The 14,354-nt window shown below is 41.8% G+C and carries 15 protein-coding genes; 3 read left to right on the plus strand and 12 right to left on the minus strand.

Annotated elements, in window-relative coordinates; translation table 11 throughout:
• Positions 1-552 (minus strand): hypothetical protein (locus NQ117_RS08435; protein ID WP_258277521.1); only part of this gene is annotated, 552 nt, incomplete at its 3' end.
• A gap of 222 nt (positions 553-774) precedes the next feature.
• Complete coding sequence (locus tag NQ117_RS08440) at positions 775-2,670, minus strand: PrkA family serine protein kinase (RefSeq protein WP_258277522.1); 1,896 nt, start codon at positions 2,668-2,670, stop codon at positions 775-777.
• Positions 2,671-3,004: 334 nt separating this feature from the next.
• On the opposite strand from NQ117_RS08440, the gene NQ117_RS08445 reads away from it, so the two are divergent.
• Positions 3,005-3,793: a DUF2161 family putative PD-(D/E)XK-type phosphodiesterase gene (locus NQ117_RS08445; RefSeq protein ID WP_258277523.1), complete on the plus strand. Its 789-nt coding sequence runs from the start codon at positions 3,005-3,007 to the stop codon at positions 3,791-3,793.
• 15 nt (positions 3,794-3,808) lie between these two features.
• On the opposite strand, the gene NQ117_RS08450 is transcribed toward NQ117_RS08445, so the two are convergent.
• Together NQ117_RS08450 and NQ117_RS08455 are read right to left on the minus strand one after the other, a co-directional pair.
• Positions 3,809-5,023 carry an aminotransferase-like domain-containing protein gene (locus tag NQ117_RS08450; RefSeq protein ID WP_258277524.1) on the minus strand — a complete coding sequence of 405 codons (1,215 nt, stop codon included), beginning with the start codon at positions 5,021-5,023 and terminating at the stop codon, positions 3,809-3,811.
• Between the two features lie 144 nt (positions 5,024-5,167).
• Positions 5,168-7,522 carry a sensor histidine kinase gene (locus NQ117_RS08455; RefSeq protein ID WP_258277525.1) on the minus strand — a complete coding sequence of 785 codons (2,355 nt, stop codon included), beginning with the start codon at positions 7,520-7,522 and terminating at the stop codon, positions 5,168-5,170.
• Positions 7,523-7,802: 280 nt separating this feature from the next.
• Here NQ117_RS08455 and NQ117_RS08460 point away from each other — a divergent pair, with 280 nt between their 5' ends.
• Together NQ117_RS08460 and NQ117_RS08465 are read left to right on the plus strand one after the other, a co-directional pair.
• Positions 7,803-8,213, plus strand: a complete 411-nt coding sequence (locus NQ117_RS08460) for a hypothetical protein (protein WP_258277526.1) — start codon at positions 7,803-7,805, stop codon at positions 8,211-8,213.
• Positions 8,214-8,226: 13 nt separating this feature from the next.
• Complete coding sequence (locus NQ117_RS08465) at positions 8,227-9,288, plus strand: phosphodiester glycosidase family protein (RefSeq protein WP_258277527.1); 1,062 nt, start codon at positions 8,227-8,229, stop codon at positions 9,286-9,288.
• Positions 9,289-9,646: 358 nt separating this feature from the next.
• Here NQ117_RS08465 and NQ117_RS08470 read toward each other — a convergent pair whose 3' ends face one another.
• The 8 genes from NQ117_RS08470 to NQ117_RS08505 form a co-directional block, all read right to left on the minus strand.
• On the minus strand, positions 9,647-9,895 hold the full coding sequence (locus NQ117_RS08470; RefSeq protein ID WP_028594356.1) for an AbrB/MazE/SpoVT family DNA-binding domain-containing protein: 249 nt from the start codon (positions 9,893-9,895) through the stop codon (positions 9,647-9,649).
• Positions 9,896-10,155: 260 nt separating this feature from the next.
• Positions 10,156-10,620 carry a tRNA (uridine(34)/cytosine(34)/5-carboxymethylaminomethyluridine(34)-2'-O)-methyltransferase TrmL gene (trmL, locus tag NQ117_RS08475; protein WP_258277528.1) on the minus strand — a complete coding sequence of 155 codons (465 nt, stop codon included), beginning with the start codon at positions 10,618-10,620 and terminating at the stop codon, positions 10,156-10,158.
• A 346-nt stretch (positions 10,621-10,966) separates the two neighbouring features.
• Positions 10,967-11,170, minus strand: a complete 204-nt coding sequence (locus NQ117_RS08480; protein WP_258277529.1) for a hypothetical protein — start codon at positions 11,168-11,170, stop codon at positions 10,967-10,969.
• A gap of 380 nt (positions 11,171-11,550) precedes the next feature.
• Positions 11,551-12,021: an RHS repeat domain-containing protein gene (locus NQ117_RS08485; protein WP_258277530.1), complete on the minus strand. Its 471-nt coding sequence runs from the start codon at positions 12,019-12,021 to the stop codon at positions 11,551-11,553.
• A gap of 69 nt (positions 12,022-12,090) precedes the next feature.
• Positions 12,091-12,270, minus strand: coding sequence for a hypothetical protein (locus NQ117_RS08490; protein WP_258277531.1), 180 nt, complete (start codon positions 12,268-12,270; stop codon positions 12,091-12,093).
• A gap of 503 nt (positions 12,271-12,773) precedes the next feature.
• Positions 12,774-13,031 carry an Imm32 family immunity protein gene (locus NQ117_RS08495; RefSeq protein WP_258277532.1) on the minus strand — a complete coding sequence of 86 codons (258 nt, stop codon included), beginning with the start codon at positions 13,029-13,031 and terminating at the stop codon, positions 12,774-12,776.
• Between the two features lie 391 nt (positions 13,032-13,422).
• Positions 13,423-13,644 (minus strand): hypothetical protein, encoded by a 222-nt coding sequence (locus NQ117_RS08500; protein WP_258277533.1) that lies wholly within the window; start codon positions 13,642-13,644, stop codon positions 13,423-13,425.
• Positions 13,645-13,658: 14 nt separating this feature from the next.
• Positions 13,659-14,342 (minus strand): RHS repeat-associated core domain-containing protein, encoded by a 684-nt coding sequence (locus NQ117_RS08505; protein ID WP_258277534.1) that lies wholly within the window; start codon positions 14,340-14,342, stop codon positions 13,659-13,661.
• Between the last annotated feature and the right edge of the window lie 12 nt (positions 14,343-14,354).

The following is a 14,354-nucleotide window of genomic DNA, read 5'->3' on the forward strand; positions in this document are numbered from 1 at the left end:
GTACGATTGCGGCACTACATCTTGATGTGCCCCATGAGTTTGTGCTGTAATGCTTTGCACTTGGCCTGTCGGTTGGTACGATTGCGGCACTACATTTTGATGCGCTCCATGTGTTTGCGCTGTAATGCTTTGTACCTGGCCTGTCGGTTGGTACGATTGCGGCACTACATTTTGATGCACTCCATGTGTTTGCGCTGTAATGCTTTGTACCTGGCCTGTCGGTTGGTACGATTGTGGCACTACATCTTGTTGTGCTCCATGTGTATATGCCGTAACGCTTTGCACTTGGCCTGTTGGCTGATAGTGTTGAGCTGCGCCATAATTGTTGTAGCTTCCTGCTGAATAACCAGTTTGGTTATGTAAGGAACTACCTTGCGGATAGCTTCCGCCATAGGAACCAGCAAAGCCGCTATAGCCTGTGTAAGCAGGATACGTATTTTGAGAAAAAGATTGGCCGTATCCACTATAAGAAGGATTAGATACGTGTTGCTCTATTTCACGAGCATGCTGCAATAAGTGATGAACATGTTGGCGCAAATAGTTGTTAGGCATGAAATGGCCTCCTTTAGAAATATGTTCTTATGACGCTGATACACTGAACGTTCCGAATCAGCACATGTGGTTATTATGCATCTAAAGATGGAAACCTTATTCATCCATTTCCTAAATGAACCCATATACATGTTCTTAGCCTCGGTATGTGCCCAAAATTTACTCGTCAACCCAACACAAACAGCCTGCATGCAATTGCATACAGACTGTTTTCACTCACCATTATCGGTTCAACAAACTGCCTACATAACGAAGAAGCTCATTCGCGCATACAGAGCAATAGCCATGCTCATCAATAAGTCGAGCGGTTACTTCATTAATCCGCTTCAACTGGTTCTCATCTGGTGTCTTGGTCGAAGTCGTAATCTTGACGATATCCTTCAGGTCCGAGAACAACTTCTTTTCAATCGCCTCACGCAATCGATCATGGCTGTTGTAATCGAACTTCTTGCTTTTGCGTGAATAGGAGGATAGACGAATAAGTATTTCTTCACGGAATGCTTTTTTTGCATTTTCCGATACCCCTATTTGCTCTTCGATCGAACGCATCAGCCTTTCATCCGGATCCATTTCCTCATCTGTAAGTGGATCGCGAATTTTTTTCCAATTGCAAAATGCTTCAATATTATCGAGATAGTTCTCGAATAACGTCTTCGCTGACTCTTCAAAAGAATATACGAATGCCTTCTGCACTTCTTTCTTCGCTAATGCATCATACTCTTTGCGGGCAACGGAAATAAAGTTTAAATTCCGCTCCCGTTCTTCCTTAGTAATGGATGCATGCTGATCCAAGCCATCCTTCAACGCACGAAGTACATCCAACGCGTTAATGCACGAAAGATTTTGCTTAATCAAAGCACTGGAAATCCGATTGATGACATAGCGAGGATCTACCCCTGACATTCCCTCTTCAATATACTCGCTCTGCATTTCCTTTAAATCATTTTCCTTGTATCCTTCTACTTCCTCGCCATCGTACATTCTCATCTTCTTCAGCAAATCCATACCTTGCTTCTTCGTTTCTTTCAATCGTGTCAAAATGGAAAATATCGCGGCTGCACGTAGCGCATGCGGGGCAATATGGATATGGTGCATATCACTTTGACCGACCAGTTTCTCATATATTTTCTCTTCTTCAGATACCTTCAAATTATAAGGAATCGGCATTACGATCATGCGTGATTGAAGAGCTTCATTTTTCTTATTCGAAATAAAGGCTCGGTATTCCGATTCATTCGTATGCGCGATAATTAACTCATCCGCAGAGATCAGAGCGAATCTTCCTGCCTTAAAATTGCCCTCTTGCGTTAAGGAAAGCAAGTTCCAAAGAAATTTTTCATCACACTTCAACATCTCCTGGAACTCCATGACACCCCGGTTCGCTTTATTCAGTTCACCGTCGAACCGATAGGCACGCGGATCAGACTCAGAACCGTATTCCGTAATCGTCGAGAAGTCAATACTTCCCGTTAAATCAGCAATATCCTGCGACTTCGGATCAGACGGACTAAATGTCCCGATACCAATACGATTTTCTTCCGAGATCAGGACCCGCTCAACTAATACATTTTCAATCTCTCCATTATATTCCGTACGGAGGCGCATTTGGCATGAAGGACATAAATTGCCCTCGATCCGAACACCAAGAGCTTTCTCGACTTCCGGCCGCAGCTCATTCGGTACAAGATGCAAGGCTTCTTCGTGCATAGGGCAGCCTTTGATCGCGTATACAGCCCCTCGCTCTTGCCGTGAATATTGCTCCAAGCCGCGTTTTAACATCGTGACAAGTGTCGATTTCCCTCCACTTACTGGCCCCATGAGCAATAGAATCCGTTTACGCACATCCAGCCGCTTCGCTGCCGAGTGAAAGTATTCTTCCACCAGCTTCTCAATCGCTCGATCCAGCCCAAAAATTTCTTGCTCAAAAAACTTGTAACGCTTAAGCCCATTCACTTCTTCCACACCATGTGAAGAAATCATTTCATACACCCTTGCATGGGCGGTCATCGCCGGAGCGGGGTCGCGTCGCAACAGTTCTACGTATTCTTTGAACGTACCGGTCCAGCCAAGCTGTTCACTCTCGGTACGGTGTTCAGCTATTCGCTTGAAAATGTCCATCCCTCTTACCTCCATTGCTCCCGATTCACAACACTGCCCTCCATCGCCATCTTTCGTCTGTCGTTGTTATTAATAGGCGCATGCCATCTTGAGGATTGACTCGCGCTTATGAACCAGCAACCTAAAATGAAAAGTGTATTACATACCTATGCGCATAGGTGGGATTAGTTTCTAACAATTTTGCCTGTGACAACATTGTTGGATTCTCTTCTGCAATGCAGAACGAGACGGTTTAAACGCTAGCTAACACGAATCATGATATAATGGAGTTTGTAGCTATTACGAGCGTGTCGCGCAAGACATGGAGGCTGCGCATGAAGTGGAGGGATGAAGGATGACGAAAAGACAAGAAACAGAATTGTATGCACCTTTAAAACAATACTGGGAGCAGTTGGGGTATGAGGTCCGGGCTGAAGTACGCCATTGCGATATCGTTGCCATTCATCCACATTTCCCAGAGCAGCCAGTCATTGTCGAGATGAAAGCAAGCGCGAATCTTACCTTGCTGCTGCAAGCGCTGGACCGGCAAAAATCTGCTGCCCATGTTTTCATTGCAATAGAAGCCAAACGCGGCAAACAAGCCAGCCAGAAGCGACTTCGCGCCGTAGCTGAACTATGTCGCCGCATCGGGATTGGCTTCTTAACCGTAACGCTATATGCTCGCAAGCCAGCATTTGTAGAACTGCTTACTGCACCCTATGGATGGGAGCAACGAAGCTCGCATCTTTTGTACACAGGCGCTAGTGTTGTTGTTTATGAACAGAGCGAGGACAATGGTGATCAGAACGTTCCTGTTATTCCTCCAAAAAAGCCAATAGCGGCCCGTCAAGCCAAGCTAATACGGGAATTCAGCGGACGCAGCGGTGATTATAATGTTGGGGGATCGACGAAACGCCCGCTCGTCACCGCATACCGTGAGAAAGCGCTTCGTGTTGCCCTAGCCTTGCAGCAAGGGCAAAGCAAGCCTGTTCGGGTCAAGGAAGCAAGCGGCATTGGAGATGCCGCTGCTATTTTGCGCCATAACTATTACGGTTGGTACTCCCGTATCGAGCGTGGCCAATACGCCCTGACCAAGGCCGGAGAGGCAGCATTGTTGCAATATGCTGAAATTGTCGATTTATAAATAGATTGTTATCTGTTACACGTCTGCATAACGGCCCGTAAATTCACCAATTGCTTCCCCAAGCCGCTCCATGCCTGTACGGATGACTTCAGGGGAAGCAAAGGAGAAGTTGAGCCTCATCGTATTGCGCTTACAGTCTTCAACATAGAATGGGTAGCCTGGCACAAAAGCAACGCCTTTCTGTACAGCTACGCGGAGCAAATGTTCAGCATCCAAGCCTTCGGGCAGTTCCAGCCATAAAAACATCCCGCCTTGCGGCCTGTTCCATTGCGAACCTTTCCACGCAGCGTTCTGCTGCAAGCTTGTTATCATCGTCTCCATTCGTTCCTTATAAATGAGAGACACTTTATGAACATGATCATCTAATGAAAAAGAATCTGAACGAAGTAATTCGCTTAATATGAGCTGATCCAATACACTAGAATGCAAATCTACTGATTGCTTGCCCCGTGCAAGCATTTGAATAATGCGTCGATCCGCAGCAACCCAGCCTGTACGCAAACCAGGGGCAACGAGCTTGCTAAACGTGCTCGTATATACAACGAGTCGATCTGGCACATCACCTTCCAAGGCAGCGATCGTTGGCAGCTGTTGAGTGGTAAAGCCTAACTCCCCATAAGGGTCATCCTCGAAAATAACGGTGCCTGTTCGTTGGCATTGCTCCAACAAAGCTTGACGGCGAGCCAAACTCCATACGCGTCCCGTTGGATTGCTAAACGTCGGAACTACATACACCATCTTCGGACGATATTTGTCCAACTTGTAAGCAAGATCTTCTGGAATCATGCCCTCTGCATCGCTTTGCACCCCAACTACTTGAGCACCGTACAGCTTCATCACTTGCAAGCATGCCAAGTATGTCGGGTTCTCTACTAACACGACATCACCTGGATCAATGAACGCTTTGGCCATTAAATCAATCGCTTGCTGCGAGCCGGACGTTAGCATCACCATAGCAGGTTCCACAGTGATCTTTTTGTGAAGCTCCATGCGCTTCGCCAACTGCTCACGAAGTTCCATAATGCCTTCGGTTACCCCATACTGTAATGCTTTAGGACTTTGCTTAAGTACGATATTGCTGACTTTTCGTATCGCTTCCATGGGGAACCACTCCTCCGAAGGGAGTCCCCCTGCAAAGGAGATGATGGATTTACCTTGAGTAAGCTGTAAAATGTCACGAACAACCGAACTTTGTACGGATTGAATACGATTTGAAAACGTATATTCCATCTGCCAACTCTCCTTTCATCTTTCTAAAAAGAATACACTTCACCTTCTTAGTTGGCAATTGTTTCATGTTTATTACCTAAAAAAACAGAACGAGGAATGTCTTCCCTTCGTTCTGTCTTCTAAAACTTACTTATAAAGGCGGGTCTATTTCGCTGACGCGTTCCCACTCATTGCATATTCAGCTTGCTTTTCTGAGCTTAGCGGCACATTTACTTGAATATAGGAGCCGATCTGGTCAGGATATTGCGTGGAAACGAATTTTCCATCTAGCATGGATACTCGGTTGCGCAATTGCTTGAACGTGTATTCCTCAACTACTACCTCATTCATATCGTAATGGAACCCTATCCCATTGTCCCGATAAACAATATGAGCATAACCATCATGGACGTTAATCTGAAGCTGAAGCTCTGTTGCATATCCGTTTACCTTACCATTGTATAGCAGCAGCTGAGAGATGCGGAACACACCAGTGACCCAGTCTTCCGTCTGTATGTCCAATACTAGCGAAGGTTCATCTACGTGAAGAATCACTTTCGTTCGATCGGTGAACTCCCTTGCTATCCATTGACGAAGGGCGTTAGCGAAACCAGCTGTCTTCAACAAGGTAGGCTTTAGCGTTTGACATAAATGCTGCAATTGACTGTTTACTTCGAAAATGCTTTCCTTCACTTCAACTAAGACGATTTTGTGCATTTCTTTGTTCAATTCCGTATCTGCACTATGGAGACTTTCTTCCAATGCTACCGTAACATCATGAAGTAAACGCATAACACGCTTCTGAATTTCCGCAGAGAATCTGCTCCGTTCCTGCTCATCCATATCGAAAAGATCGCCCATCACATTGCGCTCTATCGATTGTCTTAACTCGGAGTTCCTGTCCGTATAGCCCGACAATTGCGTACGAAGCGTTTGAACATGATAAATATGATTCAAACTAAGTGATAAATAAGTAATCACTTGCTGCATCCACTTATCTTCTTCATGGTTAAGCTTCGCCTTTGTAGATTTGCGGACAATGACAACGTAATAAATCGAGTCAGCCCTCAAATTGATATCGTACCAAAAGTAATGATGATGACGGAAATGAGAAGCTTTCAACTGACGCTCTACTTTTTCCTGATCGACATCGCCTTCAATAGACATTTCAATAGTACCCAAATGGTCTTTACGTACAAGCGCAACTCCATCTGCATCAAGTGCATTCATAATGAGAGGAAGGATTCTCGTATACCACTCGTCATGATGCTGGTGCTGACCAAGCCGCTCCGCAATAACGATTAATGCGTGATGCAGCTTGTGCTTACGCGGGATTAGAACCGATTCTAGTTTGTTTACATGATAGTCGAGCGTATGCGTGATCGCAGTAATAACAAATACCATAAACAAATAAGTGAAGAACTGATAACTAAAAGGGCCCTCCTGGGTAAATACGACACCATACCATCCTAGAATAAGTGCACTCGGCACCATTGCGATTAACACATGGACAAACAATCGTCTAAGAATGACGCCAATATCATTTAATTGGTAGCGCATCGTCAACAATGCAAATACGAGCAGCATCATGATAGCAATCCAGCCAGCAACGAGAGGGGGTACTAATGGCGGCAGTCCCATCAAATGCGGAATGAAAGACAGACCTATGACTGGTATCGCCGCGATGCTCACAATCACAAAGACGATGAATACTACCGAACTGAAATACGAGCGCTCATGCCTGAATCTTAAATATAATCTCGTTATGTATATTAAGGTGACCCCTATTACAAAGGCAAAAAATAAATAAGTAATCATATCATCGAACTGGGTAGAAGCATATGACCATTGCGTCAATAAATACATCCATTTGACAACGAGGCAAATGATAAGTAAACCGTACAGCCATTTAATATGTTTCATTGGCAGCTTAATGCTAGACTTCTCTTGGATAAAAGAACAGATAAATTGCAAGAATAGAATCGGCAAAATCATAATGCCGCTATACATTAGCCATCTACCCACGATATCTCCACGTATCGATGCTCCATAAGCGATATACACCAAGCTAATCGATAAAAAAAGCAAACTTAGCTGAACAATCGCCGTCGATGCACCCCGCCTCCGATAAAGGAACTGCGCGATAAAGAGTAAAAACATCATAGATACAACAGGCAATACATCATATAGCTGATGAGGTTCCCCATGAGTAAGAGATACAAAATGATAATGTCCATCTCTTTCTAGTAGAACATTGTCCGCCTGTTCAAGCTTCCCCCACTTCTGCAAATAAAAATGGGTTTCCGCAGGTTGTCCATTTACCTCGATTAGCCGGTCGCCTTTCTGTATATGAAAGTCTGCACCGACTCCTCCATTAAGCGCGTACGATACACGCCAATAATTATCGTCAAATTTGGCATACACACCAATAAAGGGGTGTGAAAATGTGACAATTATGAGCCAAATATATACGATACCGAGAGCAATCAGCCCACACTTGCGTATAAAAGTAAGATTCATCTTTTCCCTCAATCCTATAACAAATACTAATTACGATAAGCGCACAATTCGACGCCATTCTCTAAAAACTAACATACTTTGATTGTATAGAAGCATGCACATATGCGCAATGAAAAAAAGTCCTTTCTGGTCTTCGTAAGATGAGCAACTTCTTGCGTGTAAAAGTTGGAGAGAAGAAAGTTGTCCTTTTTGCTTGCGCTTGACGATCGTGATAGAATAATAGGATGTATTGAAAGATTTGGGTCAACTTGGATAAAAGTAGCTTTAGAGGTGATTGGATATGCAACCTTCTTTCGAGAATGAACGGGAAGCTTCCCGCAGATCCCGAACGAAGGCGAACAGCGTAAGCCCCGCATGGTTCTTATTGTTCTGGTTCGTCATGATTGCGGTCGGGATAACCGCAACTTATTATTACAGTCAGCACATGAAGCAATCCATGATTGAACAGGTGCAGGCACAAACAAATGCGCAGATTAGCAGCATGCAGCGCAATTACGAGCAGCAATTGAAACAAATGAATGACAAGCTTGACCAGCTGCAGAGCAAAGTGCAGTCATTTAATGAATTGCTAGAGTTTACGAAGGACAATGCGTCTAACAAAACAGATAACAGCAATAAGCTTTACTCTCAGTTGAATGAAGTGAAAAAACAGTTGGCAGCACTCCAAAAGAAAATGGATCTTTTAAAATGATTGAGGACAGCCCATGACACAAGTTAAACGTATAAACCGCATGTTTATGATGGTTGTCGCTCCGTTCATCGGGATGATGATATTTATCCTCATCTCTTCCTTACAAGTATCCATTCAACTGACAATGCCAGACAATGCTTCATTCACACAAGATTGGAATGAGAGTCAGAAACAAATCACGCAAGGGTTAACGAAAGCACAGCACACCGCAGCGTATACGATGGAAACGGTAGGTCGTGTGTCCAAGCTGTATCAGAAGACAACGAACGCAATGAATTCGATAGTTAACACAGCCTCTACACAATCTAAACGTCCTGAACAAATTTACAATCGTCGCATTACAGCCAAGCTTGGCACGCCTATGGATCAAGTCAACAGCGATAAACTGACAGCAGAATTATATCGCATAGGCTCGACATCCTACAATGGCTACGCGATGAAAGTAAAGCTGAAATCATCAGATGCAATGAAAATGACGCTTGGCAATGACAAGTACGGCGGCACCGAAACGACAATGCAAGCTGCACAGCGTTATGGCGCTGTTGCAGGTGTCAATGCAGGCGGGTACGCAGATGGCGGAGGTGGACGATATCCACTAGGCACTACCGTTATGAACGGCAAGTATATAGGTGGATTCCATCCCAGCTTTAAGGACCTTACCTTTGTCGGATTTGATAAAGATGCTAAGCTAATTGGCGGCAAATTCTACAGCCAATATCAATTGGACAAGATGAACCCGCATTTCGGTGCCAGCTTCGTTCCTCAGCTTCTGCATAATGGTGTCTCATTAAAGATTCCTGAGAAGTGGGCAAGCTCCCGCGCTCCACGAACCGTTATCGGAAACTATAAAGATGATCAACTTCTCATTATGGTTGTAGATGGCTATGATGAGAATGGAAATTCTGGTGCGTTGCTATCGGAGATGCAGAAGAAGATGCAGAATCTCGGTGTGCAAGATGCCTATACGCTCGATGGCGGCGGTTCATCTTCATTAATTTTCAAAGGACGAGTTGTCAACAGTCCATCGGATGGACACCTGCGCCAATTACCGACACATTTCTTGTTTTTTAAATAATCTCTAGCATAAGGAAACTTGAGGATACAATCCATTTTGGCAAAAGAGATTTCCTGACTGCATTCATGTTTTCATTTTCTTTTTGGTATACATTGGGTATAATAATGGTAGTTTGTAGGAGGTGCTTCATATGACATTCTGGATTATTATGCTCGTATTCGTTTTGTTCTTGTTGGCTATGTTCACCTCTGGATACAACGAAGACAAGACCGCTGGTCTGTAACATCATTGACCAATAAGAGCAGTGCGAGACGCCGGCCTAGTGCCGGCGTCTTTGCGTATTACCGCCAATCTCATGTAGTTTTTCGATAACAAAAAAGAGACATTGATCTCTCAATGCCTCTTCCTTGTCCCCTATTTACCTTACCAAATGCGTCATTTCGGTCATACATGTTGAACAGATATAACGCTCTTTAAATTCTGCTACGCCATCCATATTACCGCAGAATACACATTTTGGACGGTAACGCTCCAAAATGATGTGATCCCCTTGAACTAATATTTCGACAGGATCTCCTTCATTCATTTGATAACGTTTACGTAGTGACTTCGGAAGTACAATGCGCCCCAATTGATCGACTTTTCGGACTACACCGGCAGGTTTCATCAGATCCACCTCTCTTTACTATCTCTCATGACTTACCCTTTTTGAACTCTGCCCCTACTTATTCGATGCCTGATCTGAAAATCCTGCTGAAATTTGTCAATTTTTTTAGGTTTGCTTTATTTTTTGTAACAAAGTGACTATTTGTCACATAAAATCACGTTTTTAGGTCTCAATACTCATAATTATAGGCGTTATTTCTCAAGCATTTTCCTGACCGTTGGATAGATTCCAACCTGCCAAACATTCAGACATTACATCCGTTAATCCAACCCTGGATAACCTAGCTGTCTTAATGCTTCATATACCACGATTGCTGCCGTATTGGATAAATTCAAAGAACGAACTTTGTCTGTCATCGGCATTCTCATACAAGTTTCCGCATTTGCAGCAATTAAAGATTCAGGCAACCCCTTCGTTTCCTTACCAAATACGAAGAAATCCCCATCTTGAAATTGAAAATCACTGAAATTGTTGTTCGTTTTTGTTGTGGCATAAAAAAAACGCGCTCCCGCGTGTTTGTCCTGCAATTCCGCAAACGAATCATAATAATGGACTTGTACGGCACTCCAGTAATCCAAGCCAGCACGTTTCAACGTGCGATCATCCGTATTAAACCCTAGCGGTCTAACCAAATGCAGATGGGTCCCTGTCGCTGCGCATGTACGAGCAATATTGCCTGTATTTGCAGGAATTTCAGGTTCGACGAGTACGATATTCAGAGCCATCTGTTAATTCACCTCACATTCATTCATGCCCTTATTATACACCAATGCATAGAATGAATCGATAAATGTCTGCAGTGGCTCATAAACATCGTTATATGATTGATACCATACATAGCGGTTTATTGTTATATATGCGCTGAACTGTCCATGAAGACTATAGATTCATTACTTCACATCAGTTATTGGATAGAATTGATTCGCTTAGATGACTATTAACAGACTTTTGTAAAAAATGGAACTCTGTCCCGACGAGTACTCCAGAGGAACGCAAAAAGGCCTTAAAGGGTTAGTCCTTTAAGGTCCTCTTTCATTGCGACTTTAACTAAGGATCTAGTTAATCCAATAGCTAGGATGATTTTTTGCGTTCAAACAGCTTATATTGCTCATTATCCCAGTTCGCCAACAGCGTATATTCATCCACCTGATATATTTTCGTACCTTTAGAAAGTTCATTTGACGAGAACTCTCCTCTTGGTAGCTGATTGCTTCTTACCATCTTCGATACCGATCCTACCTGGTCCACATTAGGATATAGCGCTTTAGCTACCAAGTTGTCTCCTATGTATTCCTGATTGTTGTAGATCAGAATGGAAGCATGAGTTTGAGATTTTCCACTGCAACCGATGAATAAAGTAGTTATTATGAAAAAAAGAGCTATGCCTACGATACCCTTGCTCACTTTTCCACCCCGCTTATGAATCGTTACTCTTTAACATACAAGGAATAACATATAGTGAAATGATGCTCCTTTAAAGAGACGATCCAAAAGCCCATTTTGTTTCAGTAAAATGAAAATTTTCTCAGGAAAAGTTGGTACATGGATAAATGAGTTATTCAAACATGCTGTACACTAAGCCATTGTTATGGTTTGTGACGGCTTTGTGCATTTCGCTTTTAGCCTCTTCTATTCAGCCATTAGCAGGGTAAAATTTACTCTTTCCCAATTAGATTGCCATTCGCATCGTATTTGAATGTCACAACTTTTCCATTTGGATAAGTAATAGTCATCAATTGACCGTTTGCATGATACGTATATTTGTTAACCTTTATATTACCCGTTGAGTTGAAAAACGAGAGATTTATATTATCCGCATCCAAATAAGCACGGTCTTGACCACCAACTCCAAATCGTATATCGACAGTAACAGCTCTAGGATGTACAACGAAATATTCTGTTTTCTCTCTCCATCGCCATTGCTCACTTTGATAGACATAGTGTACTTCGTCTACGATTTCTCTTTTTCCATTACGTTGTATGACACTCATCTGTACTTTTCCATTCGTTGCTGCATAGCGTAAATGCGCGTTCAGCTTATAGGCTGCTCCACTAATGACAGCTATAGCTTCTGACACCGTATACTGATAAGAAGCAGCATCTTTTTCACCACTATATAGTCGCAAATGGTATTTTCCCGCTACAAGTTTATAAGGGGCTATTGTAGCAAAAGATTTAGTACTATTACCATTCCTTCAGTTCATCTCCCAAAAATCCGCAAGGTTATTCCCGTTTACGTCTTTTTCAAATCCTCCATTAATTTCTTCCAGTTGGGGAGATGGATTGGCACTCCCTACTGCATGAACTTGTAACGTTGGACTTACAACTAAAATAAATGTACTCAATAAGAGCAAGACAGCCATCGACTTACACATTTCATCATTCTTCCTTTCTGCTTTATTTAATCTCATAATCTTGAGAACAATAGACTATCTATCAATCACAGAGCATTTTCTATCCCAGAAGATTTGTGTAAGCGTCGTAATTATAGCAAATCAATTAATATTCAGAAATATTTTTACTTTGCAAATATCTAAAGAATATAAGATATGCAGAGGGAATAAGCATTACTCTTAAACAGAAAACATGGAGTTGCTACACTCGCATGTGGTAATAATTATTTAATCAGGCAAATTTTCGATTAATAGTTTGACTTCTTTGAGTTCAGCTAACAGCCCAAACTCTTTGTTTTTGGGGTTATTCATATTTTTGAAATTTGTTTTCCCCATGTAGGCCATGATATTTTTTTACGTGATTATTCATTGTTTACCCCCTTGTTGAGGTTTTGTGAGTTCTGTTAGTTAGTATAAATAAAAACAGAGAAAAAACTGCTCTCTTCTGTTTTTATAAGTTCTAATTCTCTTAAAATGATTAAATTTTATATCTTCTGAATTATTATTTCGCACGAACCATCTTCTAAAGAATTAAAATCATCATAATGCAAATGAGTATCTACAGGCACTTCATTTTGTGCTAGAGTTAAAAGTTGTGTTGCCAATGATAGAAGCCCTTCTTTATTGGCTTTAATTACAATTGAATCCTCATTTTTTTCAGCTAGGATGGTGAAGTTATTCTCCCAAACAAATTCGAACCCATTATCTTTTGAATACTTTGGAATTTGTATATTCATTTCCATATCAATCCTCCAAATAAATATGCAGATTTTTATCCACCTTCATCTTACCCGGTTTACTTGGATTTGGAACTAATGTCTCAAAGTTCATATGTGGTCCGCCCCATGTTTACCGAGTATATCAGTATCTCCCATTCTTACAACTCTAGTCCCATCAGCAGATACAAATCGTCCACCCATATCTTTATATCTTTTCCCTAAATATTTCTCTACACTTTTAAGAACACAAGTCGTATTTTACTATCCTCTTGTAATATATTAAGTTCATCTTGACCGTACAAAACGGAATTTTACATGGATTATATATAGGTTATTTATTGATTTATGGAGCATTCAACACTAGGTAACCAAAAAAAGAACCTTGAAAGGCACGAAGCCTTTCAAGGTATGAGCATTAAAAATCAAGCTCGTTCCATAATACTAAAATTGTTTTCCCCTCTATTTGTCCATTCTCAAACAACTCATCTGCTGTTTTGAAAGCCTGTGAATTACTATCCTTAACCCTAGTCAAATAAAATCCTTTATCGTTTCTACTTATCCAGTAACTTTCATTATGATAATAAAATTGAAATTCTTCTCCCATTAAGACTCTTTCCTTTAGTTCTTCATAATCCATATTCTCACTCCTTATCATCTATCAAAACTTCCATCATCATGCCACTTGTATACGTGTTCGTGTGGCCATTCAGGGTGATTTTTGGCATTACCGTGATTAGTATAGTCTACATCTCTTATTGCCCTACCATCAGGACCATGATATCTCCTCGTCTTTATTTCACCAGTTTTTTTATCTAGAATATCGAGTGTAGAATTAGGTGTACCTTTAGATGGATGCGGTACTATTGTTGTTTTTGTGTGAATTGAAGTAGGTGTTACATCAATTGTTTTACCATGGTTTGATATAACTGTTTGCCTAGGAACTTTACCCTTCCACTTAATAGAGCCCATTGCACCTATCGTACCAAATGAAGCTGCGACTTCCATGAGATATGGTATCTGCCAATCGTCATAAGCATCTAACAACTGTTCTCTCGCCCACTTTGCATTTTCTGGGCTATTCTTGGAATGACTTGTTTGGGTTAATACTCCATACAAATACTTGAATTGATTATTATTTCGATCATTAAAAACTGGTTCAAATACTTTCCCTAAATATTGTCTAGTTGCCCAGTACTCATCAGCTTTACTAGAGTTTAATTTCATTGCATGATCAAGTACTATTTCAACTTCTTTAAGATTATAAGATTCCCATCTATGCCCACTTGGATCAATATACCCCAATGGATTGTTAGCAACATACGTATACAAATTCAAACTTAACGGATT

Origin of the sequence: Paenibacillus sp. SC116 (genome assembly GCF_024733555.1) — a bacterium.
Taxonomy (GTDB): Bacteria; Bacillota; Bacilli; order Paenibacillales; family Paenibacillaceae; genus Paenibacillus_B.

Excerpts from the sequence above, each read along its gene's own strand:
- NQ117_RS08440 (WP_258277522.1), bottom strand. The coding sequence starts at position 2,670 with ATGGACATTTTCAAGCGAATAGCTGAACACCGTACCGAGAGTGAACAG.
- NQ117_RS08445 (WP_258277523.1), top strand. The coding sequence starts at position 3,005 with ATGACGAAAAGACAAGAAACAGAATTGTATGCACCTTTAAAACAATAC.
- NQ117_RS08450 (WP_258277524.1), bottom strand. The coding sequence starts at position 5,023 with ATGGAATATACGTTTTCAAATCGTATTCAATCCGTACAAAGTTCGGTT.
- NQ117_RS08455 (WP_258277525.1), bottom strand. The coding sequence starts at position 7,522 with ATGAATCTTACTTTTATACGCAAGTGTGGGCTGATTGCTCTCGGTATC.
- NQ117_RS08460 (WP_258277526.1), top strand. The coding sequence starts at position 7,803 with ATGCAACCTTCTTTCGAGAATGAACGGGAAGCTTCCCGCAGATCCCGA.
- NQ117_RS08465 (WP_258277527.1), top strand. The coding sequence starts at position 8,227 with ATGACACAAGTTAAACGTATAAACCGCATGTTTATGATGGTTGTCGCT.
- NQ117_RS08470 (WP_028594356.1), bottom strand. The coding sequence starts at position 9,895 with ATGAAACCTGCCGGTGTAGTCCGAAAAGTCGATCAATTGGGGCGCATT.
- trmL (WP_258277528.1), bottom strand. The coding sequence starts at position 10,620 with ATGGCTCTGAATATCGTACTCGTCGAACCTGAAATTCCTGCAAATACA.
- NQ117_RS08490 (WP_258277531.1), bottom strand. The coding sequence starts at position 12,270 with ATGTGTAAGTCGATGGCTGTCTTGCTCTTATTGAGTACATTTATTTTA.
- NQ117_RS08495 (WP_258277532.1), bottom strand. The coding sequence starts at position 13,031 with ATGGAAATGAATATACAAATTCCAAAGTATTCAAAAGATAATGGGTTC.
- NQ117_RS08500 (WP_258277533.1), bottom strand. The coding sequence starts at position 13,644 with ATGGATTATGAAGAACTAAAGGAAAGAGTCTTAATGGGAGAAGAATTT.